Genomic DNA, 24,745 nt, shown 5'->3' with positions numbered 1-24,745 from the left:
TGCGGGGTACCGCGCGCGCCGGGACCGCGGGCCGCGCCGGGGCGGAGCGGGACGGTCAGACCGCGGTGAGGTCGCCCTGGAAGCGGCGGAGCTTCTTCATGGGGGCCAGCTCGGACTCGTAGACGCGCTTGACGCCGTCGCCGAGGGCGGTCTCGATGGTGCGGATGTCGCGGACCAGGCGGGTCAGGCCGCCCGGCTCGACGGAGGCGGCCTGGTCGGAGCCCCACATCGCCCGGTCGAGGGTGATGTGGCGCTCGACGAAGGTGGCGCCGAGGGCGACGGCGGCCAGGGTGGTCTGCAGGCCGGTCTCGTGGCCGGAGTAGCCGATGGGCACGTTGGGGTACTCCTCCCGAAGGGTTTCGATCACCTTCAGGTTGAGCTCCTCGGCCTTGGCGGGGTAGGTCGAAGTGGCGTGGCAGAGCAGGATGTTGTCGCTACCGAGCACCTCGACGGCGTGCCGGATCTGCCGGGGGGTGGACATGCCGGTGGACAGGACGACGGTGCGTCCGGTGGCGCGCAGCGCGCGCAGCAGTTCGTCGTCGGTGAGGGAGGCGGAGGCCACCTTGTGGGCGGGGACGTCGAACTTCTCCAGGAAGGCGACGGCCTCGGTGTCCCACGGGGAGGCGAACCAGTCGATGCCGCGCTTGGCGCAGTGCTCGTTTATGGCCAGGTAGTCGGCCTCGTCGAACTCGACGCGGTGGCGGTAGTCGATGTAGGTCATCCGGCCCCAGGGGGTGTCGCGTTCGATGTCCCACTGGTCGCGCGGGGTGCAGATCTCGGGGGTGCGCTTCTGGAACTTGACGGCGTCGCAGCCGGCTTCGGCGGCGGCGTCGATGAGCGCGAAGGCGTTGCCGAGGTCACCGTTGTGGTTGATGCCGATCTCGCCGACGACGTAGACGGGGTGACCGGGACCGGCGGTGCGCGAACCGAAGTTGCGGAGGCGGGAGTTGGTGGTGGAGCTCATGTCAGGTGACGTCCTTCGAACGGTGCGTGCGGGTACGGGGTTCGGGTCGGGGCGTACGAGAAGGCCTGGTTCGGGGTGGAGTTCGGGTCCGGGGTGGGCTTCGGGTCCGGGGTGGGGCTCGGGTCCGGGTTCGAACAGCGGGGCGACGAGGCGGGCCCGGGCCAGGTCGTGCGGGTCGTCGATCTCCAGCACCCGCGCCGGGTCGGTGGCGACGGGGAGGGTGCGGCCGAAGAAGCGGTGCCGGGCGGCACGGAACCCGGCGGCGGCCATCGCGTAGGCGGCGCCGGTCTCCAGCAGGTCCTGCGGGCGGTCCTGGCGGCGGGGGCGGTGGGTCGTCTCGTGGTTGACCCCGAGGCCCGAGCCGTCGGCGTCCGTCCGCCAGAGGAAGCCGTGGAAGGGGGCCACGGTCAGGGCGGAGTCGGCGGCGCCGGAGGCGACGGCGGCGGCCACGGACTCGACGTCGGAGGGGGTGAGGAAGGGGCTCGTGCACTGGACCAGGAGGACCACGTCGACGGTGACGGAGTGGAGTTCCTCGAACGAGTCCAGCGCGTGCAGCAGTGCGGCCTCGCTGCTCGCGGTGTCCCCGGAGAGCGCGGCGGGGCGGCGCACCGCGTGGGCCCCGGCGGCCCGGGCCGCCCGTGCGATGGCCTCGGAGTCGGTGGAGACGAGCACGTCGGTGACGGTCGGCGCGGCCAGGCAGGCGCGTACGGCCCGTGACACGAGCGGGGTTCCGCCGACGAGGGCGAGGTTCTTGCCGGGGACGCCCTTGGAGCCGCCGCGGGCGGGGATCACCGCGAGCACCCTCGGCCCGGAACCCGCGACGCGGGTCAGGGGTGCGCGGCGGGTGCTCACAGCTCCCCCAGGCGTCGGATCACGGGGGCCACCCGCTGGACGCCGTGCCGGTAGGCGCCCCGCGCGGCCTCGCGCAGGTGCGCGCGGAGCCAGCGGCGGGCCGGGGATCGCCCCGCGTCCCGTTCGGCGGCGCCGGGCAGCGGGGTCCCGTCGGGGGCGAGGTGGTGGCGGGCGAGGATGCCCGGGAGGTATCCGGGGGCGGTGACCGGGGTGTAGTACGGCGCCACGGGCGGGAGTTGGGGCCTTCCCAGGAGGTCGGCGAGTCGTGCGCGGGCGGCACCGAAGGGGTCGGCGGATCCGGGCGCGGCCGTGTCGGCGTTCCGTGCGGGGGCGCCCGGCCCGGCGATCGGGGCCACGCCCTGGTCGGCCAGCCAGTCCGGGTCCGCGCGCGGCAGCAACCCCTCGTCCAGTTGGTCCCAGGAGGCCAGGCAGCCGGAGCCGAGGAAGTGGTGGTTGCCGAGCGCCTCGCGGATGCCGAGGTCGGTCAGGACGGCGGTCGGAATGCCCCGGTGCAGGGATTCCAGGGCGGCGGTGGAGGACACCGTGACCAGGAGGTCGGCGGCGTCCAGCACCTCGCCCATGTTCCCGTACACCAGACGGCAGTTGGCGGGCATCCCGCCCGGCAGGCGGTCGGCGAGGCGTTGGTAGGGGTGCTCCTCCAGGTGGGTGGTGTGCTCTCCGGGCCGGCTGCGGAGTTTGACCGACACCTGTCGGTCGGGGTGGCGTCGGGCGTGCCCGGCGGCTCGCGCGAGGAGGTACGCGCGGTCCGCGCGGCTCTCCGGCACGGAGGGCTGGACGGCGAAGACGACCGTCCGGGCGCGGCCCGCGTCGGGCACGTGGGGGGCGCCTCCCAGGAAGGGCAGCGCGGTCTCGGTGACGGCGTCCGGGTCGGCGCCCACACCTTCGTATACGGCGCGGAACCGGCCCGTGTCGTGACGGGAGTTGGCGAGGACGAGGTCGGCGCCGTGCCGCAGCAACAGACCGTCGGCGAGTTTCTCGTAGACGACCCCGACGTAGCCGGTGACGAACACGGGGCGCGCGGCCGGGTCGGGCCACAGGGCGCGAGCCCCGTGCAGGACGGCCTGGACGGCGCCGCCGACGAGGGCGAGGACGACCACGTCGTGGCGCTCGCGTCCGGGGGCGATCTCCGCGAGGAACTCGGCGCAGGTCACCTCGGTCGGCCCGGGGGCGCCGTCAGCCGTTCCCGCGGCCGTCTCCACGCCGACCTCGCCGAGTTGGCGCGCCGTGGGGGTCGCCCGACCGCGCAGCAGGTATCCGGTGGGGGGGTGGTCGGGTGCGAGGCGGCGCGCGGTGAGGGCACCCCATTTCCACCGCGTGTCGGAATCTGCGAGTACGGCGATGCGTCGATCGCCACGACTGCTACTGGCTGGCACCCGGCCGAAGTTATTCCGCATTTCCGGTGATCGGCCCAACGAGCGCACAACAGCTGGTTAACAACCCGTCGACGAAACGCGAAAGCGGACCGGTTAACGCGCCCGCCCCACGTCGTTCACATGGAATACGCGCCCGGGTCACGGTGAATGCCGGACGGCGCCCTAATGTCTCGCTGGTGGTGAAGCTCTCTGTCGTCGTGCCGTTCTTCAACATGCAGACATATGCCCCGGATGCCCTGAAAAGCCTCGCACTCAATGCTCGGGAGGACTTCGAGTTCCTGCTGGTCGACGACCGGTCGACGGACGGGACGCCCGAACTGTTGGAGCGGGCCGCCGCCGAGCTGCCCGGCGCGGTGTTCCTCGGACGGGACGAGAACGGCGGCCTGGCCACCGCCCGCAACACCGGGTTGGACGCGGCGCGCGGCGAGTACCTCGCCTTCCTCGACGGGGACGATTGGCTGGCGCCCGGTCACCTGGCCCGCACGGTGGCCGCCATCGAGGCCCTGAGCTGCGATTTCGTCCGTACGGACCATGTCCAGGTCACAGGGCGGGCGCGCAGTGTGCAGCGTGTCCCGTACGGGCCGCAGGGGGTGGTGGCCGATCCGCGGGCCGGGATCCTGCCGGCCGGGCGGGCCACGGCGGTGGACTATCCGTTCGCCTGGGCGGGGATGTACCACCGGCGGCTGCTGGACCGGGGCCTGCTGCACTTCACCGACGGGCTGCGGACGGCGGAGGACCGGCCGTGGATCTGGCGGCTGCACCGGGAGGCGAGGTCCTTCGCGCCGGTCGGATTGCCGGGGGTTTTCTATCGGCGCGGCATTTCCACCTCACTGACCCAGATCGGCGACGAGCGCCAGCTCGATTTCATTCGAGCATTCGATCAAGTCCTTTCGGAGGCGGCGGCCGACCGGGAATCCGATCTGCTGCTGCCGAAAGCCGTCCGCACCTATTGCGCCATCATCGCGCACCACATCGGATCCATCGAAAGGTTCGAACCGGCCGTGGCCAGAAAACTCCGCGCGATGAGCGCGGCAGCCCTCGCGCGCATGCCCCGCGCGGTGTTGGAGCAGGCCTTGGACTCGATGGACGCCGAGCGCTCCACGCGGCTGCGCAGGCTGCGCCGCCGCGGCCCGGCGGGAGCCGCCGCGTGAACGTCACCCAGATCTTCCTCGCCTCCACCCCGTACGGCGCGGCGACGCTCGCGGCCGGCGTCGACGCGGGCGTCTTCCCGCCCGCCGGCCGGCGGATCCTGCTGACGAGCAACCACTCCGTCACCCCCGAGATCACCCCCGGGCTCACCGCGATGCCGGGGTTCGACGCGCTGCGCCGACGCTTCGACGAGGTGCGCGACTGGAACGCGTTCATCGCGCCGCAGCACCCGGGCACCTGGACCCCGCGCGCCGAGGACGTCCCCTTGTGGGAAAGGCAGTTGAGGGAGTCGTGGGGGCTCGGGGAGGACCGGGTCGAACTGGTCGTGGAGTCCCTTCAGGTACCGCCGGCGCAGGGCCTGTGCCAGGTGTTCCCGGGCGCGGCCGTCGACGTGTACGCCGACGGGCTGATGAGTTACGGCCCCACCCGCGTCCGGCTCGACCCGCGGATCGGGATGCGCGTGCGGCGGGTCCTGCACCTGGACCTGGTACCGGGATTGGAGCCGTTGCTGCTGACCGAGTTCGCCGTGCCGGCGGAACCGGTGCCCGCGGCGGACTTCCTGAAGGTGCTGGCGGAGCTGACCTCGTACGGGGAGCCGCCGGCGCACGTCGGTGAATCCCCGGCGATCCTGTTGGGCCAGTACCTCGCCGCGCTGGAGCTGCTGTCCGCGGCCGAGGAGGAGGACCTGCACGCGGAGATGGTGCGCGGCGCGTACGCCCGGGGCCATCGCGAGCTGGTCTTCAAACCGCACCCGAGCGCGCCGGTGGCGTACTCGCGGCGGGCCGAGGAGGAGGCGCGGCGGTTGGGGGCGCGGCTGACGGTGATCACGGAGCCGGTGTTGGCGGAGACCCTGTACGAGCGGCTGCGGCCGGCGCTGGTGGTGGGCTGCTTCTCGACGGGCCTGTTGACGGCGTCGACGCTGTACGGGATTCCGGTCGCCCGGACCGGTACGGGAGCGATGCTGGAGCGGTTGACCCCGTACGAGAACAGCAACCGGATCCCGCTGGTCCTGGTGGACGCGCTGGTGCCGGACCTCGCGGGGGCGGGCGAACCCCCGCGCGTCGTCGACCTGCCCGCCTTGGTGGCGGCGGTGGGCTTCACGATGCAGCCGCGCGTGCTCACGGAGCGACGGGCGGACGCGGAGCGCTACCTGGCCGCGAACCCGGCGGCGGACACCGCCCGGTACTTCAGGCGCCGCCGGCTGACGGCGCTGGCGCTGCCGGGCGGGGTCCCGGCGCGGCTGTCGTTCCTTCCGCGCAACCGGCTCGTGCGCCGGGCGGGCCGTCGGCTGCTGCGCCGGTTCCCGGTGCTGCGCCGGCTGCGCTGACGCCCGGCGGGGGCCGGTCCGGCTCCCCCGCCCGGCCGGTCAGCCCGTGGCGAGTTTGGCGGCGAAGCCGAGGAAGAGCACGCCCGCGGCGGACGTCGCGCCGGCGGACAGCCGCTTGCGGCGGCGGAAGGCAGCCGACAGTCGGGTGCCGGTGAAGATCAGGGTGGACAGGTACAGGAAGCTGGCGAGCTGGGACAACGTGCCGAGGAGCAGGAAGGACAGGGCGGGGTAGGCGTACCCCGGGTCCACGAACTGCACGAAGAAGGACAGCAGGAACAGGATGGCCTTGGGGTTGAACAGGCTGACCACCAGCGCCCGCCGGTAGGGCCGCTCGTCCGGCACGGCGGGTTCGGCCAGCGCCTCCTCCTGGCGCAGCGCCCGGTCGCGCCACATCCCCCACGCGGCCCGCATCATGCCCACGGCGAGCCACGCCAGGTAGCCGGCCCCGAGCAGTTTCACCACCGTGAACACCACCGGGCTGGCCTGGAGCAGCGCGCCCGCGCCGGCGGCGGTGAGCACCATGAGGACGGTGTCCCCGGTGAACACGCCGCAGGCGGCCTTGTACCCCTCCCGCACTCCCTTGCGCGCCGCGACGGACAGCACGTACAGCGAGTTCGGTCCGGGGAGGAGGACGATCAGGACAAGGCCCGCGAGATACGTCGGCAGATCGGTGACACCCAGCATTCCGCGAGTGTCCCACGCCGGTCGGAACGTCCGACAGTCATTTCACCGCCGCCCGCCGGAGGGCCTCCCCGTCCGTCCGGTACGCGCCACGCGCCGCGGTCCTTCGTGGAACCGACCGGTCCGGGACTGATACAACCTTCCCCGGCCGATGCCCGGGTTGTCCGCGCCGTGACGGTCGCCGGTCACAATGGCGCAACATCCCGCCGGCGTCCGCAACTCTCCTCGGCCGTGAGACATCACCTAGTTACACAACGCTGAAATCGGGGGAACACCATGCCACGTCAGAGACTCATGATCCGCACGCTCGGGTTGGCCACCGCCGTCGCGCTCGCCGCGACCGCCTGTGGGCCGCAGAAGTCGGAATCCAAGGGTTCCGCCTCCTCGGCTCCGTCGGCGTCCACGGCGGCGCCGTCCCCTTCCGCCTCGCCCTCCGGCTCGGACGACAAGCCCGGCGGCGCCTCGCCGTCGGCGTCGCCGTCGTCCTCGTCCTCGGCGTCGGATTCCCCGTCGGCCTCCGCCTCGCAGTCGCCCGCCGTCAAGCCGATCATGGCGAACGGGGACGAGAGCGAGCAGATCCGGGAACTCCAGGCACGACTCAAGCAGCTCAAGCTGATGTCGGTGGCGCCCACCGGCTTCTACGGTTCGAAGACGACCGCCGCGGTGAAGACCTTCCAGTCGGGTCACGGCCTGCCCGCGACCGGTTCGGTGGACGCCGCGACCTGGAAGAGCGTCCAGGGGGGCAGCCGGAAGCCGACCGAGGCGGAACTGCGTCCGCCGACCACCATCGAGGTCGACACCCCGGACCCGCGGTGCATGCAGGGCCGGGTGATGTGCATCAGCAAGGAGAGCCGGACCCTCGCCTGGATGATCGACGGCAAGATCGTCTCGTCGTTCGACGTGCGCTTCGGGTCGGAGAACACCCCGACCCGCGAGGGCGAGTTCAAGGTCGAGTGGAAGGCCAAGGACTGGACGTCGACGATCTACCACACGCCGATGCCCTACTCGATGTTCTTCAGCCAGGGCCAGGCGGTGCACTACTCGTCTGACTTCGCGGCCCGCGGGTACTCCGGCGCCTCCCACGGATGCGTGAACGTCCGGGACAAGGGGAAGCTGGCGGCGCTGTTCGACCAGGTGACAGTGGGCGACAAGGTCGTCGTCTACTGGTGATCCGCGAGCGCGGCGGGGTCCGGGAGCACGTCCCGGGGTCCGGAAGCAAAGGGCGCGGGCAGGGCCGGGGGAACGTGCCCCGCCCGCGCCGGTTGCGCAGAGCCCAGAGGTACGGGGGGAACCCCGGCTCATGCGCGGCCGATGACCAGTCGGCTCGATATGTACTGCGCCGGCGATTCGAAAAGTGTTACAGCGACGGTTCAGCTCTTCGTGCGGAAGCCGAGCGCGCCACTCGGATTCAGGGTGGGCGACTGCGGGACGGTGCCACCGTCGTTGCTTCCGGGACCGTTCCTGGTGGCTTCGGTGCCGTCGAGAAGGGCCTCGCAGAAGCGCGCGATGTTGGCCCGGTTCTTGGCGAGGCGGATCAGGTTGTCGCGCCGCTCGCCGACGATGTGCCCCATTCGGTACTCCTCGCACAGGTCGCGGGCCGCCCGCACCCTGCCCTCGCGCTCACGCTCCTTGCCGCCGCCGCTCGGGGTGGAGGTGCCGAAGCCCTTCTCGTCGGGCCGCTCCGCCGCGGTGTCGTCCGTGCCGACGGGGTCGGAGCCCGTGGCGATGGGGCCCGCGGTCGGTCCCCCCACGGTCTCGGGGGTCATGCGGGACCCGGCGTCCGGGGTCGGCGAAACCCCCGGGGTGCCGGCGGTGGCCCCGCCGGCGTCCCTCATCGGGGTGGTGGGACGCGGCTGCGGGGCGGTGGGCGACGGGCCCACGAGGTCGGCGGACGCCGTGGGGTCCGAGTCCGCGCCGACCGAGACGCTCGGCAACGGACCCGCGGCCTCGTGCGTGGGTCGGTCCAGCAGCCCGGTGCCCACGGTGGCCGCCAGCCCGCCGACGGCGACGCTCGCCAGGGCTGCCGCCAACCCCAGTCGCACGGGCGCGGCGCGTCGTCGCGGCGCGGGTACGCGGACGCGCACGGGCGGTGCGGGGGCCAGGTCCACCAGGACGTCGCGTTCGGCCGTCGGGTCGGCGTCGGCGCGCTCCGTCGGGCTCGTCCCGGGCCGGTCCGCGCCGTGGGCCGCGCGGAACGCGGCCAGTGCGGCGGCCTCGCCGGGCAGTTCCCGCCCGGGGGCGAGCGGTGGGGTCAGCGCGTCGAGCGCCGTGCGCAGTCGGGCCGCGGCGGCCCGGTCGCGCGGGTCGGCGTCGGGACCCAGCGCTGGTTCTCCGCGCAGCAGTCGGTCCGCCGCGGCTCTGTCCAGCCACCTGTCGCGCTCGTCGGCCATCACATGTCCTTCTGCGTCCGCCAACGTGAATGCGTCACACCGGTTTGTTCTACGAGGCCCCCGCCGCGGCCGCGCTGCGCCGGGACCGCGTCGAGATCTCGTACGCCTCCACCGCCCCTGGCCTGGCCATCGGCATTATGACCGAAGTGGAGGGCGGTCCCCGCGTCCGGATCGGACAGCACGAGGGCGTCGGGGTCGACGCCGGCCTCGGCGCCCAGCAGTTCGGCGAGCTTCTTCAGGCCCCGGTGCGCGGCGGTGCGCACCGCGCCCGGGCGCTTGCCGAGGGTCTCGGCGGCGCTCTTGGCGTCCAGGCCCACGACCACGCGCAGGACGACGGCCTCGGCCTGGTCCTGCGGGAGCTGGGCTATGAGCGCCATGGTGAGGCCGGTGGAGAGCGACTCCATGGCCGCGCCCGCCGTGTCGCAGTCCGCGGCGTGTCCGGTCAGTTCGCTCTCGTCGCCGCCGATGGCGGGACGCCGTCCGCGCATGCGGATGTGGTCGAGGGCCCGGTTGCGGGCGATGCGGGCGGCCCAACCGCGGAAGCGGTCGGCGTCGCCGGTGAAGGAGGCAAGGTCGCGGGCGATCTGCAGCCAGGCCTCGGAGGTGACGTCTTCCGCGTCGCCGTCACCGACGAGCGTGCGTACGTATCCGAGCAGGCGTGGGTGCGCGGCGCGGTACACAGCACGGAACGCGTTCTCGTCGCCGTCCTGTGCCGCGAGCACCGCGGCGGTCAGCTCCGCGTCGTCCCCCAGCAAAGTCCCCAACCCGTTCACTGTCCTGTACGTGTGGCGCAAATCCGCACGTTACGGCTTTCAAGTACCTCTCGTCCACGAGTTCTACAGCCGGCGACCAAGCCTGTGCGGAGCGGGGTGTGACACAAAACGCATCCGAGGCGCTGACAGGGATACGGGCTTGTCGCACGAGTCCGTGTCGGACGGCGACCGGGGCCTCTCCTGTGGGGGGTGGCGGCCTCGGTCGCCTTCCCCTCTTCGGGCTGGTCATACACGCCAGACGTCATCCTTTCGGCTCACTTACGGGTGAAATCCCCGAATGGGTACGACATGCCCCGCCCTGCGTCGCTAGCGTGGCGACACACCCACGCCGCGCCCCGAGGAGCCCCCCGCTGTCCAGCCACCTTCCGGCACAGCTTCGTGGCGGCTCCGACCCTTCCCTCGGATCCGGGCTGACGCGGTTCAACGCCCTCTCGCCCGAAGCGGCCCACGCGGCCCTGTCGTTCTGCTGCGGCAGCCGACGCTGGGCGCACCGGATGACCGCGCACCGACCGTATCCGGACATCGCGTCGCTGTTGGCGGCGGCCGACGAGGCCTCGTACGACCTCTCCCAGGCCGATCTGACGGAGGCCCTGGCCGGGGAGGCCTCGGCGGAACTCGGACACGGGGCCTCGTACGCCGCCCGGCTCGCCCTCGACGCGGCCCGGGCGGAGTACGAACGAACCTTCGGGCACGCCTTCGTGATCTGCCTGGACGGACACCCCCCGGAGGAGCAGGCGGACCAGCTGCTGGCGGCGATCCGCCGCAGGATGGCTCACGAGGTGGACGAGGAACGCTCGATCTCCGCGGACGAGCTGCGCCGCCTCTCCCAGGCCCGACTCGCCGGTCTGTTGGACCGACTGCCCGCCCTCTTGGACCGACTGACCTCGCCACATGGGCTGTCCGCGGCCGATTTCGGGCTATTCGCCCCTGTGGGATAGTCCGTCCGTGCCTGTTTGATCACACCGATGGACCCGGCGCAAGGGAACCGACAAAGCGTCGCTACGATGTCCGGGGCCGGAGGACCGTACCCGGCCGGGCCCGACCGACAAAGAAGCCGGCTGGCCCCCGCCCCGCTTCCGGAGGGTTTTCCGTGCCGGCTGGAACGTTGTACCGCGGCCGGGAAGGAATGTGGTCCTGGGTGGCTCATCGAGTCACCGGCGTCCTCATCTTCTTCTTCCTGTTCGTACACGTCCTCGACACCGCTCTCGTCCGCGTCTCCCCCGAGGCGTACGACGATGTCGTGGCTACCTACAAGACTCCGATCGTCGCGCTGCTGGAGTACGGCCTCGTCGCCGCAATCCTGTTCCACGCGCTCAACGGTCTCCGCGTGATCGCCGTGGACTTCTGGGCCAAGGGCCCGCGCTACCAGAAGCAGATGCTCTGGTCCGTCATGATCGTCTGGATCATCCTGATGTTCGGGGCCCTGTACCCCGTCCTGGGTCACGCCGCAGCCGAACTGTTCGGGAAGTGACGCGCATGTCTTCTGACACTTCTTCGCCCAAGGTCATCGGCGACGTGGAGGGCGTGTCCCTCTACGACACCGACAACCCGGCGCCGTACATCGAGGCCCCGCGCAAGCGCACCGGCAAGACGCCGCGCTCGACCCGCGGCAACTTCGAGATGGTCGCGTGGCTCTTCATGCGCCTCTCGGGCATCGTCCTGGTCGTGCTCGTCATCGGCCACCTGCTCATCCAGCTGGTGCTGGACGGCGGCGTCTCCAAGATCGGCTTCGCCTTCGTGGCGGGCCGCTGGGCGTCTCCGTTCTGGCAGGTCTGGGACCTGCTGATGCTGTGGCTGGCCATGCTGCACGGCTCCAACGGCCTGCGCACGGTCATCAACGACTACGCGGAGCGTGCCAACACGCGGCTGTGGCTGAAGGGCCTGCTCTACACCGCCACGGTGTTCACCATCCTTCTGGGCACGCTGGTGATCTTCACCTTCGACCCGAACATCCGCTAGGCAACGGGGCTGAGGCGAAACCAATGAAGATCCACAAGTACGACACCGTCATCGTCGGCGCAGGTGGTGCCGGCATGCGCGCCGCCATCGAGTCGACGAAGCGCAGCCGCACGGCCGTGCTGACGAAGCTCTACCCCACCCGCTCCCACACGGGTGCCGCGCAGGGCGGCATGGCCGCCGCGCTGGCCAACGTGGAGGACGACAACTGGGAGTGGCACACCTTCGACACGGTCAAGGGTGGTGACTACCTGGTCGACCAGGACGCCGCCGAGATCCTGGCGAAGGAGGCCATCGACGCGGTCCTCGACCTGGAGAAGATGGGCCTGCCGTTCAACCGCACCCCGGACGGCACCATCGACCAGCGCCGCTTCGGCGGCCACTCGCGCAACCACGGCGAGGCGCCGGTCCGCCGGTCCTGCTACGCCGCGGACCGCACCGGCCACATGATCCTCCAGACGCTCTACCAGAACTGCGTCAAGGAGGGCGTGGAGTTCTTCAACGAGTTCTACGTCCTGGACCAGCTCCTGGTCGAGGAGGACGGCGTCACGAAGTCGGCCGGCGTGGTCGCGTACGAGCTCGCCACCGGCGAGATCCACGTGTTCCAGGCGAAGTCCGTCATCTACGCCTCCGGCGGCACCGGCAAGTTCTTCAAGGTGACCTCCAACGCGCACACCCTCACGGGTGACGGCCAGGCGGCCTGCTACCGCCGGGGCCTTCCGCTGGAGGACATGGAGTTCTTCCAGTTCCACCCGACGGGCATCTGGCGCATGGGCATCCTGCTGACGGAGGGCGCCCGCGGTGAGGGCGGCATCCTCCGCAACAAGGACGGCGAGCGCTTCATGGAGAAGTACGCGCCGGTCATGAAGGACCTCGCGTCCCGTGACGTCGTCTCGCGCTCCATCTACACGGAGATCCGCGAGGGCCGCGGCTGCGGTCCCGCCGGGGACCACGTGTACCTGGACCTGACGCACCTCCCGCCGGAGCAGCTCGACGCGAAGCTCCCGGACATCACGGAGTTCGCGCGCACCTACCTGGGCATCGAGCCGTACACGGACCCGATCCCGATCCAGCCCACCGCGCACTACGCCATGGGCGGCATCCCGACCAACGTCGAGGGTGAGGTCCTGCGCGACAACACCACCGTCGTGCCGGGCCTGTACGCGGCCGGCGAGGTCGCCTGCGTCTCCGTGCACGGCGCGAACCGCCTGGGCACCAACTCGCTGCTGGACATCAACGTCTTCGGCAAGCGCTCGGGCATCGCGGCGGCCGAGTACGCCCACGCGCACGACTACGTCGAGCTGCCGGAGAACCCGGCGCGGCAGGTCGTCGAGATGGTCGAGCAGCTGCGCAACTCCACGGGCCACGAGCGGGTCGCCGACCTGCGTCTGGAGCTCCAGGAGACGATGGACGCCTGCGTGATGGTGTTCCGCACGGAGCAGACCATCAAGACCGCGGTCGACAAGATCGCCGAGCTGCGCGAGCGCTACAGGAACGTGTCCGTGCAGGACAAGGGCAAGCGCTTCAACACGGACCTGCTGGAGGCCATCGAGCTGGGCAACCTGCTCGACCTGGCCGAGGTCATGGCCGTGTCCGCGCTCGCGCGCAAGGAGTCCCGCGGCGGTCACTACCGCGAGGACTACCCGAACCGCGACGACGTCAACTTCATGCGCCACACCATGGCGTACCGCGAGGTCGACGACAACGGCACGGACTCGGTCCGTCTCGACTACAAGCCCGTCGTCGTCACCCGCTACCAGCCGATGGAGCGTAAGTACTGATGGCCACCCCCACCCTGTCCAAGACGGACGAGATGGAGGCGGCGGCCGCCGCCTCGCCGTTCATCACGGTCACCTTCCGGATCCGCCGCTTCAACCCCGAGATCTCGGACGAGTCTCAGTGGCAGGACTTCCAGATCGAGATCGACCCGAAGGAGCGCGTGCTCGACGGTCTCCACAAGATCAAGTGGGACCTCGACGGCACGCTGACCTTCCGTCGCTCGTGCGCGCACGGCATCTGCGGCTCCGACGCGATGCGGATCAACGGCAAGAACAGGCTCGCCTGCAAGACGCTGATCAAGGACATCAACCCGGAGAAGCCCATCACGGTCGAGGCCATCAAGGGCCTCACCGTGATGAAGGACCTCATCGTCGACATGGAGCCCTTCTTCCAGGCGTACCGGGACGTCATGCCGTTCCTGGTCACCAAGGGCAACGAGCCGACGCGCGAGCGCCTGCAGTCCGCCGAGGACCGCGAGCGCTTCGACGACACCACCAAGTGCATCCTGTGCGCCGCGTGCACGTCCTCGTGCCCGGTGTTCTGGAACGACGGCCAGTACTTCGGCCCGGCGGCGATCGTCAACGCGCACCGCTTCATCTTCGACTCGCGCGACGAGGCCGGTGAGCAGCGGCTGGAGATCCTGAACGACAAGGACGGCGTGTGGCGTTGCCGCACGACGTTCAACTGCACCGACGCGTGCCCGCGTGGCATCGAGGTCACGAAGGCGATCCAGGAAGTCAAGCGTGCCCTGATCACGCGCCGCTTCTGATCCGACGCCCGGCCGCCGCGGGCCCGCACCCTCCCTTCCGGGGGGTGCGGGCCCGCGGCGTTTCCCGGATCGTTTCGCGGCCGAGGGGCGCGGGCCGCCGACGCGCTGTGGAAGGATCGTGCGCATGAGCGAGCAGCAGCCGAACCCGTATTCCGGCGACCCGGGCGCCGGCGGCCCGCAGGACGACTACAGGTGGGGCCCGGGGAACCCCGGTTACGGCTACCCGCAGCCCTACCCGGCCTACCAGCCCACCCTCGGGGGCGGGATGCCCATGGACGTCCCCGGCCACGGTCAGGGCGGCGGGACCCTCTCCCTCGGCGACATCACCGTCTCCGGCGACCAGATCATCACCCCGGCGGGCACGATGCCGCTCAGGGGCGCGGTGTGGAACGCCATGGACATGTCCCGCACCGAGGAGAAGATCCCGACGCACGCGATCGTGCTGGCGATCGTCTTCGCGCTGTTCTGCCTGGTCGGCCTGCTGTTCCTGCTGATGAAGGAGAAGGTGACCACGGGCTACGTCCAGGTCACCGTCACCAGCGGTGGCCGCCACCACTCCACGATGATCCCGGCGGCGGACGCGTACACCTTCCAGTGGGTCATGGGCCAGCTCAACTACGCGCGCTCGCTCAGCATGTGACAGGCCGCCCGGGGCCTCTCGCCCCGGGCGGTCCGGTCGCCCGGCGCCCCGTTATCCGGTGGTGGCGTCGAGGGCCGGACGCGAGGATCAGCGCATGATCCTTTCTCATGACGTGGCCGGGCCCCAGGACGGGCCGGCCCTGGTGTTGTTGCACTCCTCCGTCTGTGACCGACGCATGTGGGACGGCCAGTGGACGGCCCTGGTCGAGGCCGGGTTCCGGGTGGTCCGGCCCGACTTCCGCACCTGTGGCGGGTCCCCCGCCGCGACGGCCCCGTACAGCGACGACGGCGACGTGCTCGCCCTGTTGGACGCGCTCGGCATCCGGCGGGCCGCCTTCGTCGGCTCCTCGTACGGCGGACGGGTCGCCCTGCGCCTCGCCGCGCACGCGCCGGAGCGGGTCCGCGCCCTGGCCCTGCTCTGCCCGGCCCGGCCGGCGCACCGGCGAGGACCGGCCCTGACGGCCTTCAACGCCGCCGAGGCGGCCCTGTTGGAGGCCGGGGACCTGGCGGGCGCGGCCGAGCTGAACGCCCGCCAGTGGCTCGGCCCGGACGCCGACGGGGCGGCACACGCCCTGGTGCGGGACATGCAGCTCGCCATCTTCCGTGCCGGGCTGTCCGCCGACGGGGAACTCGAACTCCCCGAGCCGCCCGTCGATCTCGCCGGCATCGCGACCCCCGTGCTCGCCGTGGGCGGCGCCCACGACATCCCCGACTTCCGCGACTTCCCCGCCGAACTGCCGTCCCTGGTCCCGAACGCCGAGCACGTGGAGCTGCCCTGGGCGGGTCATCTGCCGTCGCTGGAGCGGCCCGAGGAGACGGCGGCGCTGCTGCTGGGGTGGGCGGCTCTCCGGTCCTGACGCACGGCCGGGGGCAGGCCCGACCGAAGGCTTGAACCTGTTCAAAAATGGGTCTACAGTCGTGGACGTCAGCAGTTGAACACGTTCAAGGGGGCTGAGGGCAATGGACCTCACCGTGGTCGCGTACGTCATCTACCTGGTCATCAGCATCGGGCTCACCATCTGGGTCGCCCGCACGCTCACCCGCAACGGCCGGATCTTCATCGCCGACGTCCTCCAGGGCAACGAGAAGCTCGCGGACGCCGTGAACCATCTCCTGGTGGTCGGCTTCTACCTCGTGAACATCGGTTTCGTGACGCTCTACCTCCGCTCGGCCGAGACCATCACCGAGGCCCGCGGCCTCTTCGAGGCCCTGTCGGTGAAGCTCGGCGTGGTCCTGCTCGTCCTCGGCGTGATGCACCTGGGCAACGTGTGGGTCCTCAACAAGATGCGCCGCCGGGGCATCATGGAGCGTCAGCAGACCCCGCCCGTCGCCCCCCAGGGCTGGACCGCACCCGCCCGGGCCTGATCCCGATGACCGACACGACCGTGCCGACCAGGCACCTGACGGTGCTGTACGACGCCGGCTGCCCGCTCTGCGTCCACATCCGGCACTGGCTGCTGGGGCAGCGGTGGCTCACGCCCCTGTGGCTGGTCCCGGCCGGGTCGTACGAGGCCCGGCGCCTCTTCCCCGGCCTCGACCACGAGGAGACGCTCCGCCGGATCACGGTGATCGGAGACCGGGGCCAGGTGTGGACCGACACCGACGCCTTCATCGTGTGCCTGTGGGCCCTGGCGGAGCACCGGCCCAAGGCGAACTGGCTGGCCACCCCGGCCGGCCGGCCCTTCGCCCGGGCGGCGATGCACACCGCGTCCGCCTGGCGGTCCGCGGTCCGTACCAACGGCGAAGCGGAGTCCGGGGATGTGGCCTGTGACGAACGATGCGCCGTACCCCGATAAGGTCGGACACCGTGACTGATCAGAAGGCTCCCAAGAGCGAGCAGACCCGCACGCTCATCCTCGAAACCGCGCTCCGGCTCTTCCAGGAGCGCGGCTTCGACAAGACGACCATGCGGGTCATCGCCAAGGAGGCAGGGGTCTCGGTCGGCAACGCGTACTACTACTTCGCCTCGAAGGAACACCTGGTCCAGGGGTTCTACGACCGGATCGGCGCCGCACACCAGGCGGCGGTCCGGCCCATCCTGGACAACGAGAGCGACTTGCAGAAGCGGCTCGCGGGCGTACTGACGAGCTGGCTGGACATCGCCGCGCCGTACCACGAGTTCGCTTCGCAGTTCTTCAAGAACGCGGCCGACCCGGAGAGCCCCCTCAGCCCCTTCTCGCCCGAGTCGGAACCGGCGCGCAAGGCCGCGATCGACATGCACCGCGAGGTGCTGGCGGGCGCGAAGACGAAGGTGCCGGACGAACTGGCCGACGTGCTGCCGGAGCTGATGTGGCTCTCGCAGATGGGACTGGTCCTGTACTGGGTCTTCGACCGCTCGCCGGACAGCGAGAAGACCCGCCGGCTCGCCGAGCGCGGCGCGCAGTTGACGACGCGCGGCATCATCCTGGCGCGGTTCCGGGTGCTGCGACCGCTGGTGCGCGAGGTGCACGAGCTGTTCGCGGACTTCCTGCCCGGCATGGCCCAGACGGCGGTGTCCCGCAAGCGCGCCTCGGACCCCGACCCCGCTCCCGGCCCCGGGAAGGGGTAGGGGTCCGACGGCGTCCGGGCGTCCGGGCATCGGACCCGGGCCGCGGCGCTACAGCCAGTCGAGGTCCCACAGGCGCCAGACGCCGGTGCCGTCGGAGAGGTACTGCGCGCCGGTGACGGCCTCGCGGGACATCACGTAGTCCTTCTTCTGCCAGATCGGCAGCATCGGGACCTGCTGCGCGACGATCCGCTGGAGTGCGCGGAAGTCCTCCGCCGCCTCCCCCCGGTCGGAGTGCGCCTGCGTACGGGCGATCAGCGCGTCCACGGCCTTGTCGGAGAAGCCGTTGTTCATCGTGGACCCGGCGCCGACGAGGGGGGCGAGGAAGTTGTCCGCGTCGGGGAAGTCGGCGATCCAACCGACGGTGTACGCGTCGAAGCCCCCGGCCGCGTACTGCTTCTGGAAGTCCTCCCACTTGGCGACCCCCTTGACGTCCACCCGGAAGAGACCGGTGGCCGTGAGCTGCTTGGCGATCGCCTCGGCCTCCGCGAGGTTCGCGCCGCGCTCGTTGGCTCCCAGGCTGATCGGGACGGGGGTCGCGACGCCCGCCGCCTTGAGGATCTTCCTGGCCGTCGCCGTGTTCGGAGCCGGCCAGGTGTCGAAGAACGGCGTGCTGTGCGCGGCGACACCGGCCGGGACCAGGGAGTACAGCGGGGTCACCGTGCCGTGGTGGACCTCGCTCGCCAACTGCGAGCGGTCGAGGACCGCGGCCACGGCCTGCCGGACGGCCGGCTTCGCCGTGGTGGACCCGCGGCGGACGTTGAAGACGAGGTTGCGGGTCTCGGTGCCCCCGGAGGCCTGGTACCGGGTGTCCTCCAGGCCCGGGTCGAGGGCCGCGAGCACCTCGGGCGGCATGTCCCGGTGGGCGACCTCGATCCGGTGGTCGCGCCACGCCCGGTCGAGACCGGCGGAGTCCGCGAAGTACTTCACCGTGACGGGCGCGCGGGCCGGTTTCGCCTGGCCCGTGTAGGCCGGGTTCGGCTTCAGTTCGGCGCTCTCGCCGGCCGTGTACGCACCGAGCACGTACGGGCCCGAGCCGTCCACCTTGCCGTCGTGGCGCAGCGCCCCGGCCGGATACTTCTCCCGGTCGACGATCGACGCGGCACCCGTGGCGATCTTGAACGGGAACGTGGCGTCGCGACCGGAGAGGTTGAAGGTGACCGTCCGCCCCTCGGCCTTGACCGACTCCAGGGTGTTGAAGAGCGGCGCCGGACCCTGCTCGGAGTTGATCTTCTTGATCCGGTCGAAGGAGTGCTTGACGTCCTCCGCCGTGATCGCGCGACCGCCCGAGAACTTCGCGTCCGGACGCAACTCGCACTGGTACGTGGTCAGCTTGCCGCCGATGAACCCGCAGGCGGAGGCCGCGTCCGGGACGGGGGCCTCCGAGCCGGGCTTGACGGTCAGCAGCGACTGGTAGACGTTGCCGAACAGGGCCCAGGAACCGGCGTCGTAGGCACCGGCGGGGTCCAGGTCGGAGACGACGTCGCTCGTCCCGACCCGGATGGCGGTGCCCCGCCCGTTGCCCTCGGCGGGGAGCAGCTGCCAGGCGGCGACACCGCCGCCCGCCGCGAGGACCAGCGTGGCCGCGATCACCTTCGAGCGGACTGACCGCATCCCCTGCACCCCGATATTCGAACTCAGTATCCGACTATCGGTCACCCAATCATGGAAGATCAACCACGGGAAGACCTGTTATGCCTGGTCAGGCCTGATATGAGGCGAGTTCGACCACGGTGATGTCGGACGGTGCACCCACTCGAACAGGCGGCCCCCAGGCGCCCGCGCCGCGGGACACGTACAGCTGTGTGTCGCCGTACCGTTCCAGGCCTGCGACGGTCGGATTGGCAAGCTCGGCGAGGTAGTTGCCGGGCCAGAGCTGGCCGCCGTGGGTGTGCCCGGACAGCTGGAGGTCGACCCCGTGCCGGACGGCGTCGTGGATGACGATCGGCTGGTGCGCGAGGAGGACGGCGGTCCGGGACCGGTCACGGTCACCGAGGGCCGCCCGGAAGTCGGGGCCGTGGCCCTCGCTCTCGCCCGCGACGTCGTTGACCCCGGCGAGGTCGAAGTACGGCAGGGCGCGGCGCGCGTTCTCCAGGGGCTGCATCCCCAGTTCCCGGACGTGGTCGACCCACTGCTCGGCGCCCGAGAAGTACTCGTGGTTGCCGGTGACGAAGAACGATCCGTGCCGGGCCCGGAGGTCGCGCAGCGGTTCGGCGGCCCGCCCCAGGTCGGGCACGCTCCCGTCGACCAGGTCGCCGACGACGGCGATCAGGTCGGGCTGGGTGCCGTTGACGGCGTCGACGACGCGCCGGGTGTGGGCGCTGCCGAGGATCGGCCCGAGGTGGACGTCGCTGACGACGGCGATCCGGAAGCCGTGGGCGGCGCGGGGCAGCTTGGCGAGCGGCACGCGCACCCGCTTCACGCGCGGGCCGCGCAGCACCCCGTACGTCCCGTACCCGACCGTCGCGAGAGCCGCCGCTGCCGCCGCCCCGCCGACGGTCCGCGCGACGAACCGGCGCCGGGTGAGGACGGCGGCGTCGAAGGCGGGTTCGCGGGCGGGCGCGGGGTCGGCGGCCGGGTCGGGGTCGGCGGCCGGGGCCCGGTCCGCCGGGGCGGCCGGGTCGGGCTCCACGGTCGGATCCACCGTCGGATCCACGGGCGGGGAAGCCGGGGCGGAGACCGGGACGGGGACCCGCGCGGCCCGCGGCGTGACCCGGCGGAGCCAGACGGCCCGGACCGCTTCCCCGACGAGCATCGCCAGGGTCAGGTACAGCAGCACGGCCAGCCACATGAACCCCGGCCACGCCACCGCCTGCTGGAGCGGGAACGGCGCCCCGGCGCGCCCGGCGACCAGGGCCGCGACGGCCGTGAGCGGCAGGACGAAGGCCAGGGCGGTCCCGATCCGGCGCGCCGGACCACCCGACCGGGTGGTGTCCCGGACCAGGCGGACCCACAGCCAGCGGTGGACCAGGGCCAACAGGCCCAGTACGGCGAGCGCGACGAGCGCGACCACGATTACGGTCATCGTGATTCACGCCGCAGCGCGCGCAGGGAACGCAACCCGATCACACCAACGGCCGTCCCCAGGAGAAAGGACGCCACCGCCAGTCCACAGTGGACCCAGAAGTAGGCCGTAGGGTCACCGGCGGTGTCGAAGGCCAGACCGCTGCCGTTCTTCCACAGGTTCCGGACGAAGGACACCCAGATGATCCAGCTCCACACTCCGAAGGCGAGCAGGAACCAGGAGGCGGTGCGGCTGAGTTTCATGTCCCCAGTATCGGATTCGCCCCCGGGGCGGACGCGCCAGGGTGGGCTAGACCGGCGGTGGTTCCGGCGGGTTGGCCGGTCAGCGACGGTGGACAGCCCATCGGGATGTACTTTCACCTGCGTGTATGCCAAGAAGACCGCGCTGACGGTCCTGTCCGCCGCGCTGCTGGTCCCCACGATGTTCACCGCCCCCGCGCACGCCGCACCGGCCCCGCCCGCCGACGGGAAGGGCCGCCCGCCGATGGACGGCGGCCCGCCGGCGTCGATGTCCACCGTCGGCGGCACGACGCTCGGCCAACCGGGCACCCAGGTGAACCTGCTGCCGGGCGCGCCCGCGCTGCCCACCAACCTCACGGGGCGGTCGTGGATCGTCGCGGACGCGGAGACGGGCGCGGTACTGGCGGCGCACAACGCGCACTGGCGGCTTCCCCCGGCCTCGACCATGAAGATGCTGTTCGCGGACACCGTGCTGCCGAGCCTGCCCAAGGACCGGGTGCACAAGGTCACCGATCAGGACATGGACGGGGTCGGCGCGGGAAGCAGCCTGGTCGGGGTGAAGGAGGACCACGAGTACACCGTCCACGACCTGTGGCTCGGCGTGTTCCTCCGTTCGGGGAACGACGCCGTGCATGTACTTTCGGCCATGAACGGCGGCATCGAGAAGTCCGTCAAGGACATGCAGGCGCACGCGGAGGAGCTCCAGGCCCTCGACACGCACGTGGTCTCCCCGGACGGGTACGACGCGCCGGGGCAGGTCTCCAGCGCGTACGACCTCACCCTGATCGCCCGCTCCGGGCTGCAGAAGGCCGACTTCCGGGAGTACTGCGGCACGGCGAGCGCGAAGTTCCCGGGCCTCCAGGAGGCGGGCAAGCCCCGCGACTACTTCGAGATCCAGAACACCAACCGGCTGATGACGGGTGCGTACGGGCTCTCCCCCTACAAGGGCATCGCCGGGGTCAAGAACGGCAACACCAGCGAGGCGGGCGCCACCTTCACCGGCGCGGCCCAGCAGGGCAACAAGAAGCTGCTGGTCACGGTGATGAACCCGGGTTCGGACGGGGCCAACTCGGTGTACGAGGAGACCGCCGCGCTCTTCGACTGGGGTTTCTCGGCCGCCGGGAAGGTGAAGCCGGTCGGTGAGCTGGTGCCGCCCAAGAGCGCCGACACCAAGTCGCACGGCGCCCCCGCCCGGTCGCACGAGAGCGAGGCGGCGGGCGGCGACGACTCCGGCAGCAGCGGCGTCGGCACCGCGCTCGGCATCGTGGGCGGCGCGCTGGCCGTACTGGCGGGCGGGGCGTTCGCGGTCAACCGGCGGTGGCCGCGGCGCGGTCGCCGGGGCGACGAGGACCTCGTCTGAGGAGCGTCTTCGGATCAGGCCGTGCGCGCGGGCCCCGCGGAGGGGTCCGCGCCCGCGCCGCCGCCCTCGTCCGGGGTCCGCCCCGGCGCCTCCTGCGGGTCCTGCGAGGGCTGCTGATCCGGTGCGCCGTCGCCGTCCGCGTCGTCGCGGGTCGCCGTCCAGGCCGCGCAGAACAGCAGCAGCTTCGCCGTGAAGTTGATCCAGAGCAGCAGGGCGATCGGCACGCCGAAGGCCCCGTACATGCTCTTCGCGGCGACCTCCCGCATGTAGCCGCTCAGCAGCAGCTTCAGCAGTTCGAACCCGGCGGCGCCGATGAGGGCGGCCTGGATCAGTCGGCCGCGCGGCGGCTGCACCCCGGGCAGCAGCGTCAACAGGTACAGCAGGAGCAGGAAGGCTGCCACCACGCCGACCGCGAAGGCCCCGGACCTCAGGAGCGCGCCGCCCGCGCCCTCGCGCGGGATGCCGAGCCGGCCGCCGAACTCGCCGACGGCGCTGGAGCCGAGGATCGAGGCCGCCGCCGAGCAGAGGGCCGCGCCGCCGAGGCCGAGGAGCACCAGCCCGTCCTTGCCCTTGCGGGCGACCGGGTTGCCGAGGTCCTCGTCGTCCTTGTCCCACACGGCGCGCAGGCAGTCCCGCATGGCGCCCACCCAGCCGATGCCGGTGAAGAGCAGCAGGGCGCCCGCGACGAGCCCGATGGTGCCCGCGTTGGCCACCAGCGCGTTGAGGTCGAGCTGGTCGGAGATGCCGGGCACCTGCTCGGCGAGGCTCTTCTGCAGCCGGTCGAGCTGCTCCTGGCTCAGCAGCGCCGCGCCGACGGCGGCGGCGACGGTGATCAGGGGGAAGAGGGCGAGGAAGCTGATGAAGGTGATCGCGGCGGCGAGTCGGGTCCAGTGCACGCGGTCGAGCCGCTGGTACGACCGCCACGCGTGCGTGCGCATCATCGCGGCCGCCAGGGGTCCGATCACCGGGAGTTTCGTCAGCCAGTCCATGGGGTCACCGTAAATGAGCTGCCGGAAATAGCCGGGATTGTCGGTTTCGAAGGCTACGGTCGTCGATTGTGACTTTTCGCCCGACGGCTCGTCCGTTCCACGCCCTGGTCCTGCGAAGGCTCAGATTCCGTACGTTCCAGGCCTTGCGGCCACTCCGCTACGAGCGGCGCGCGGTCCTGCCGGCCGCCTCATCGGTGGGTGAGCCCAGTTGTGCCGGCACGCCGGTCGGGCCCGTGCCGAAAGGGTATTCACGCAGCTTGCGCCAGACCCCGTCGGAGCCCTGTTCGTAGAGTGCGAAGCCCTCGCACAGCCAGTCGGCGGCGTACCCGGAGAGGGTGGTGAACGCCAGGTCCATCGCCTCTTCGGAGATCCCGTGGGCGACCGTGACGTGCGGGTGGTACGGGAAGGCCAGCTCGCGGTCGATCGGCCCCTCCGGGTCCCGGAGCAGGGCCTGGAGGCGGGTGCAGCCGGCGCCGCCCTCGACGAGCCGGACGAAGACCACCGGCGAGAGGGGGCGGAAGGTGCCGGTGCCCGCCAGCCGCATCGCGAAGGCGCGGAACGTCGCCGCGACCTCGGCCAGGTGGGCCCGGATCGCCGGCAGCCGCTCCGCTTCCACCTCGGTGGGCGGCACCAGGGTGACGTGCGTGGGGATGCCGAGCGCGGCGGCGTCCCCGAAGCCGACCCGCAGCTCTTGAAGGCTGCTGCCGTACGGCTCCGGGACCGCGATCGAAACGCCGAGCGTTACGGTCCCCACGTCTGTCTCCTCCGTCTGTCTCGTCCGTCTGTCCCGTGATCGGGTGCTGCCGCTCAGTGTGATGGCAGCACCCCCCGAACCGCCAGGGTCCTCTGTCGGTCAGTGCTTGGCGGGCAGGAACCCGAGGCGGTCGTACGCCTGCGCCAGGGTCTCGGCGGCGACCGCGCGAGCCTTCTCCGCGCCCTTGGCCAGTACGGCGTCCAGGGTCTCGGGGTCGTCCAGGTACTCCTGGGTGCGCTTCTTGAAGGGTGTGACGAAATCGACCATCACGCCGGCCAGGTCGGTCTTCAGCGCGCCGTACCCCTTGCCCTCGTAGCGGGTCTCCAGCTCGGGGATCGTGTCGCCCGTGAGGGTGGAGTAGATCGTGAGCAGGTTGCTGACGCCGGGCTTCTTCTCCGTGTCGAAGCGGATCTCCGCCTCGGTGTCGGTGACCGCGCTCTTGATCTTCTTCTCGGTGACCTTGGGCTCGTCGAGGAGGTTGACCAGGCCCTTGGGCGAGGAGGCGGACTTCGACATCTTGATCGCCGGGTCCTGGAGGTCGTAGATCTTCGCGACCTCCTTGACGATGTGCGCGGCGGGCAGCGTGAAGGTCCGGCCGAAGCGCGTGTTGAAGCGCTCGGCCAGGTCGCGGGTCAGCTCGATGTGCTGGCGCTGGTCCTCGCCCACGGGGACGGCGTTGGCCTGGTAGAGCAGGATGTCCGCGACCTGGAGGATCGGGTACGTGAACAGGCCGACGGTGGCGTTGTTCGCTCCCTGCTTGGCGGACTTGTCCTTGAACTGGGTCATCCGGCTCGCCTCGCCGAAGCCGGTGATGCAGTTCATGACCCAGCCGAGCTGCGCGTGCTCGGGCACGTGGCTCTGGATGAAGAGCGTGCAGCGCTCGGGGTCCAGACCGGCCGCGAGCAGTTGGGCGGCGGAGAGCCGGGTGTTCGCACGCAGCTCCCTGGGATCCTGCGGCATGGTGATCGCGTGCAGGTCGACGACCATGTAGAAGGCGTCGTGCGTTTCCTGGAGGGCGACGTACTGACGAATGGCCCCGAGGTAGTTCCCGAGGTGGAACGAACCGGAGGTGGGCTGGATACCGGAGAGCGCGCGAGGACGATCAGAAGCCATGGCCCCATTCTCTCAGGTGCGATGGCCGTCTCGGGCCTCGCGCCGGC

Annotated in this window: 26 protein-coding genes and 1 pseudogene; 14 read left to right on the top strand and 13 right to left on the bottom strand. The window is 71.3% G+C overall.

What is annotated here, in order from left to right:
* Positions 1 to 55 precede the first annotated feature (55 nt).
* The 3 genes and pseudogenes from ACQEVM_RS05260 to ACQEVM_RS05250 all read right to left on the bottom strand — a co-directional run bounded on the left by ACQEVM_RS05260 (position 56) and on the right by ACQEVM_RS05250 (position 3,231).
* Positions 56 to 964: an N-acetylneuraminate synthase family protein gene (locus tag ACQEVM_RS05260; protein WP_433079815.1), complete on the bottom strand. Its 909-nt coding sequence runs from the start codon at positions 962 to 964 to the stop codon at positions 56 to 58.
* Positions 965 to 1,396: 432 nt separating this feature from the next.
* Positions 1,397 to 1,756, bottom strand: a pseudogene (locus ACQEVM_RS05255) (cytidylyltransferase domain-containing protein); the annotation flags it as partial.
* Positions 1,757 to 1,812: 56 nt separating this feature from the next.
* Complete coding sequence (locus tag ACQEVM_RS05250; protein WP_433075525.1) at positions 1,813 to 3,231, bottom strand: DUF6716 putative glycosyltransferase; 1,419 nt, start codon at positions 3,229 to 3,231, stop codon at positions 1,813 to 1,815.
* A 155-nt stretch (positions 3,232 to 3,386) separates the two neighbouring features.
* Between ACQEVM_RS05250 and ACQEVM_RS05245 the strand changes: the two genes are divergently transcribed.
* Positions 3,387 to 4,361 (top strand): glycosyltransferase family 2 protein, encoded by a 975-nt coding sequence (locus ACQEVM_RS05245; RefSeq protein ID WP_433075522.1) that lies wholly within the window; start codon positions 3,387 to 3,389, stop codon positions 4,359 to 4,361.
* Positions 4,358 to 5,686 (top strand): polysialyltransferase family glycosyltransferase, encoded by a 1,329-nt coding sequence (locus tag ACQEVM_RS05240; protein ID WP_433075519.1) that lies wholly within the window; start codon positions 4,358 to 4,360, stop codon positions 5,684 to 5,686. Before ACQEVM_RS05245 ends, ACQEVM_RS05240 begins: the two co-directional genes overlap by 4 nt.
* Positions 5,687 to 5,725: 39 nt before the next feature.
* On the opposite strand, the gene leuE is transcribed toward ACQEVM_RS05240, so the two are convergent.
* Both leuE and ACQEVM_RS05230 read right to left on the bottom strand, forming a co-directional pair.
* On the bottom strand, positions 5,726 to 6,370 hold the full coding sequence (gene leuE, locus ACQEVM_RS05235; protein ID WP_351379930.1) for a leucine efflux protein LeuE: 645 nt from the start codon (positions 6,368 to 6,370) through the stop codon (positions 5,726 to 5,728).
* 281 nt (positions 6,371 to 6,651) lie between these two features.
* Positions 6,652 to 6,918, bottom strand: a complete 267-nt coding sequence (locus ACQEVM_RS05230) for a hypothetical protein (RefSeq protein ID WP_433075516.1) — start codon at positions 6,916 to 6,918, stop codon at positions 6,652 to 6,654.
* Between ACQEVM_RS05230 and ACQEVM_RS05225 the strand changes: the two genes are divergently transcribed.
* On the top strand, positions 6,917 to 7,537 hold the full coding sequence (locus ACQEVM_RS05225) for a L,D-transpeptidase family protein (RefSeq protein ID WP_433075513.1): 621 nt from the start codon (positions 6,917 to 6,919) through the stop codon (positions 7,535 to 7,537). The genes ACQEVM_RS05230 and ACQEVM_RS05225 overlap by 2 nt on opposite strands.
* 200 nt (positions 7,538 to 7,737) lie before the next feature.
* Here ACQEVM_RS05225 and ACQEVM_RS05220 read toward each other — a convergent pair whose 3' ends face one another.
* Positions 7,738 to 8,757 carry a hypothetical protein gene (locus ACQEVM_RS05220; RefSeq protein ID WP_433075510.1) on the bottom strand — a complete coding sequence of 340 codons (1,020 nt, stop codon included), beginning with the start codon at positions 8,755 to 8,757 and terminating at the stop codon, positions 7,738 to 7,740.
* A complete protein-coding gene (locus ACQEVM_RS05215) occupies positions 8,757 to 9,512 on the bottom strand; it encodes an RNA polymerase sigma factor (RefSeq protein ID WP_433079813.1) in 756 nt (251 codons plus the stop codon). Before ACQEVM_RS05215 ends, ACQEVM_RS05220 begins: the two co-directional genes overlap by 1 nt.
* Before the next feature lie 329 nt (positions 9,513 to 9,841).
* On the opposite strand from ACQEVM_RS05215, the gene ACQEVM_RS05210 reads away from it, so the two are divergent.
* The 10 genes from ACQEVM_RS05210 to ACQEVM_RS05165 all read left to right on the top strand — a co-directional run bounded on the left by ACQEVM_RS05210 (position 9,842) and on the right by ACQEVM_RS05165 (position 17,221).
* On the top strand, positions 9,842 to 10,468 hold the full coding sequence (locus ACQEVM_RS05210) for a 2-oxo-4-hydroxy-4-carboxy-5-ureidoimidazoline decarboxylase (RefSeq protein WP_433075508.1): 627 nt from the start codon (positions 9,842 to 9,844) through the stop codon (positions 10,466 to 10,468).
* 152 nt (positions 10,469 to 10,620) lie between these two features.
* Entirely contained in the window at positions 10,621 to 11,001 is a 381-nt protein-coding gene (gene sdhC / locus ACQEVM_RS05205) for a succinate dehydrogenase, cytochrome b556 subunit (protein ID WP_433075505.1), read from the top strand.
* Between the two features lie 5 nt (positions 11,002 to 11,006).
* On the top strand, positions 11,007 to 11,489 hold the full coding sequence (locus ACQEVM_RS05200) for a succinate dehydrogenase hydrophobic membrane anchor subunit (protein WP_433075502.1): 483 nt from the start codon (positions 11,007 to 11,009) through the stop codon (positions 11,487 to 11,489).
* A gap of 23 nt (positions 11,490 to 11,512) precedes the next feature.
* Positions 11,513 to 13,267, top strand: coding sequence for a succinate dehydrogenase flavoprotein subunit (sdhA, locus tag ACQEVM_RS05195; RefSeq protein WP_433075499.1), 1,755 nt, complete (start codon positions 11,513 to 11,515; stop codon positions 13,265 to 13,267).
* Entirely contained in the window at positions 13,267 to 14,034 is a 768-nt protein-coding gene (locus ACQEVM_RS05190) for a succinate dehydrogenase iron-sulfur subunit (RefSeq protein ID WP_053682828.1), read from the top strand. The genes sdhA and ACQEVM_RS05190 overlap by 1 nt, the downstream gene beginning before the upstream one ends.
* 124 nt (positions 14,035 to 14,158) lie before the next feature.
* A complete protein-coding gene (locus tag ACQEVM_RS05185; RefSeq protein WP_433075495.1) occupies positions 14,159 to 14,674 on the top strand; it encodes a hypothetical protein in 516 nt (171 codons plus the stop codon).
* Positions 14,675 to 14,768: 94 nt separating this feature from the next.
* A complete protein-coding gene (locus tag ACQEVM_RS05180; RefSeq protein WP_433075492.1) occupies positions 14,769 to 15,530 on the top strand; it encodes an alpha/beta fold hydrolase in 762 nt (253 codons plus the stop codon).
* A 103-nt stretch (positions 15,531 to 15,633) separates the two neighbouring features.
* The gene (locus tag ACQEVM_RS05175) at positions 15,634 to 16,038 is read left to right on the top strand and encodes a hypothetical protein (protein WP_433075489.1); all 405 of its coding nucleotides are present in this window, start codon (positions 15,634 to 15,636) and stop codon (positions 16,036 to 16,038) included.
* A 5-nt stretch (positions 16,039 to 16,043) separates the two neighbouring features.
* Positions 16,044 to 16,469, top strand: a complete 426-nt coding sequence (locus tag ACQEVM_RS05170; protein ID WP_433075485.1) for a thiol-disulfide oxidoreductase DCC family protein — start codon at positions 16,044 to 16,046, stop codon at positions 16,467 to 16,469.
* An 11-nt stretch (positions 16,470 to 16,480) separates the two neighbouring features.
* Entirely contained in the window at positions 16,481 to 17,221 is a 741-nt protein-coding gene (locus tag ACQEVM_RS05165; protein ID WP_433075482.1) for a TetR family transcriptional regulator, read from the top strand.
* A gap of 48 nt (positions 17,222 to 17,269) precedes the next feature.
* Here ACQEVM_RS05165 and ACQEVM_RS05160 read toward each other — a convergent pair whose 3' ends face one another.
* From ACQEVM_RS05160 to ACQEVM_RS05150, 3 genes are all read right to left on the bottom strand, one after another.
* Positions 17,270 to 18,832, bottom strand: a complete 1,563-nt coding sequence (locus ACQEVM_RS05160; RefSeq protein ID WP_433075479.1) for an ABC transporter substrate-binding protein — start codon at positions 18,830 to 18,832, stop codon at positions 17,270 to 17,272.
* 88 nt (positions 18,833 to 18,920) lie between these two features.
* Positions 18,921 to 20,243: a metallophosphoesterase gene (locus tag ACQEVM_RS05155; RefSeq protein WP_433075476.1), complete on the bottom strand. Its 1,323-nt coding sequence runs from the start codon at positions 20,241 to 20,243 to the stop codon at positions 18,921 to 18,923.
* Positions 20,240 to 20,485 carry an SCO4848 family membrane protein gene (locus ACQEVM_RS05150; RefSeq protein WP_351379957.1) on the bottom strand — a complete coding sequence of 82 codons (246 nt, stop codon included), beginning with the start codon at positions 20,483 to 20,485 and terminating at the stop codon, positions 20,240 to 20,242. The genes ACQEVM_RS05155 and ACQEVM_RS05150 overlap by 4 nt, the downstream gene beginning before the upstream one ends.
* 121 nt (positions 20,486 to 20,606) lie before the next feature.
* On the opposite strand from ACQEVM_RS05150, the gene ACQEVM_RS05145 reads away from it, so the two are divergent.
* On the top strand, positions 20,607 to 21,842 hold the full coding sequence (locus ACQEVM_RS05145) for a D-alanyl-D-alanine carboxypeptidase family protein (protein WP_433075472.1): 1,236 nt from the start codon (positions 20,607 to 20,609) through the stop codon (positions 21,840 to 21,842).
* Between the two features lie 14 nt (positions 21,843 to 21,856).
* Here the strand turns inward: ACQEVM_RS05145 and ACQEVM_RS05140 are convergent, their stop codons facing one another.
* From ACQEVM_RS05140 to trpS, 3 genes are all read right to left on the bottom strand, one after another.
* A complete protein-coding gene (locus ACQEVM_RS05140) occupies positions 21,857 to 22,831 on the bottom strand; it encodes a YihY/virulence factor BrkB family protein (protein WP_433075470.1) in 975 nt (324 codons plus the stop codon).
* Between the two features lie 157 nt (positions 22,832 to 22,988).
* Positions 22,989 to 23,585: a 2'-5' RNA ligase family protein gene (locus tag ACQEVM_RS05135; RefSeq protein ID WP_433075468.1), complete on the bottom strand. Its 597-nt coding sequence runs from the start codon at positions 23,583 to 23,585 to the stop codon at positions 22,989 to 22,991.
* Positions 23,586 to 23,684: 99 nt separating this feature from the next.
* Positions 23,685 to 24,698, bottom strand: coding sequence for a tryptophan--tRNA ligase (gene trpS / locus ACQEVM_RS05130; protein WP_433075465.1), 1,014 nt, complete (start codon positions 24,696 to 24,698; stop codon positions 23,685 to 23,687).
* Positions 24,699 to 24,745: the final 47 nt, after the last annotated feature.

It is taken from the genome of Streptomyces sp. CA-243310 (genome assembly GCF_050936775.1).
Lineage (GTDB): Bacteria > Actinomycetota > Actinomycetes > Streptomycetales > Streptomycetaceae > Streptomyces.
Note: the sequence above shows the minus strand (reverse complement) of the source record. Positions and strands in the feature narration are given on the sequence as shown.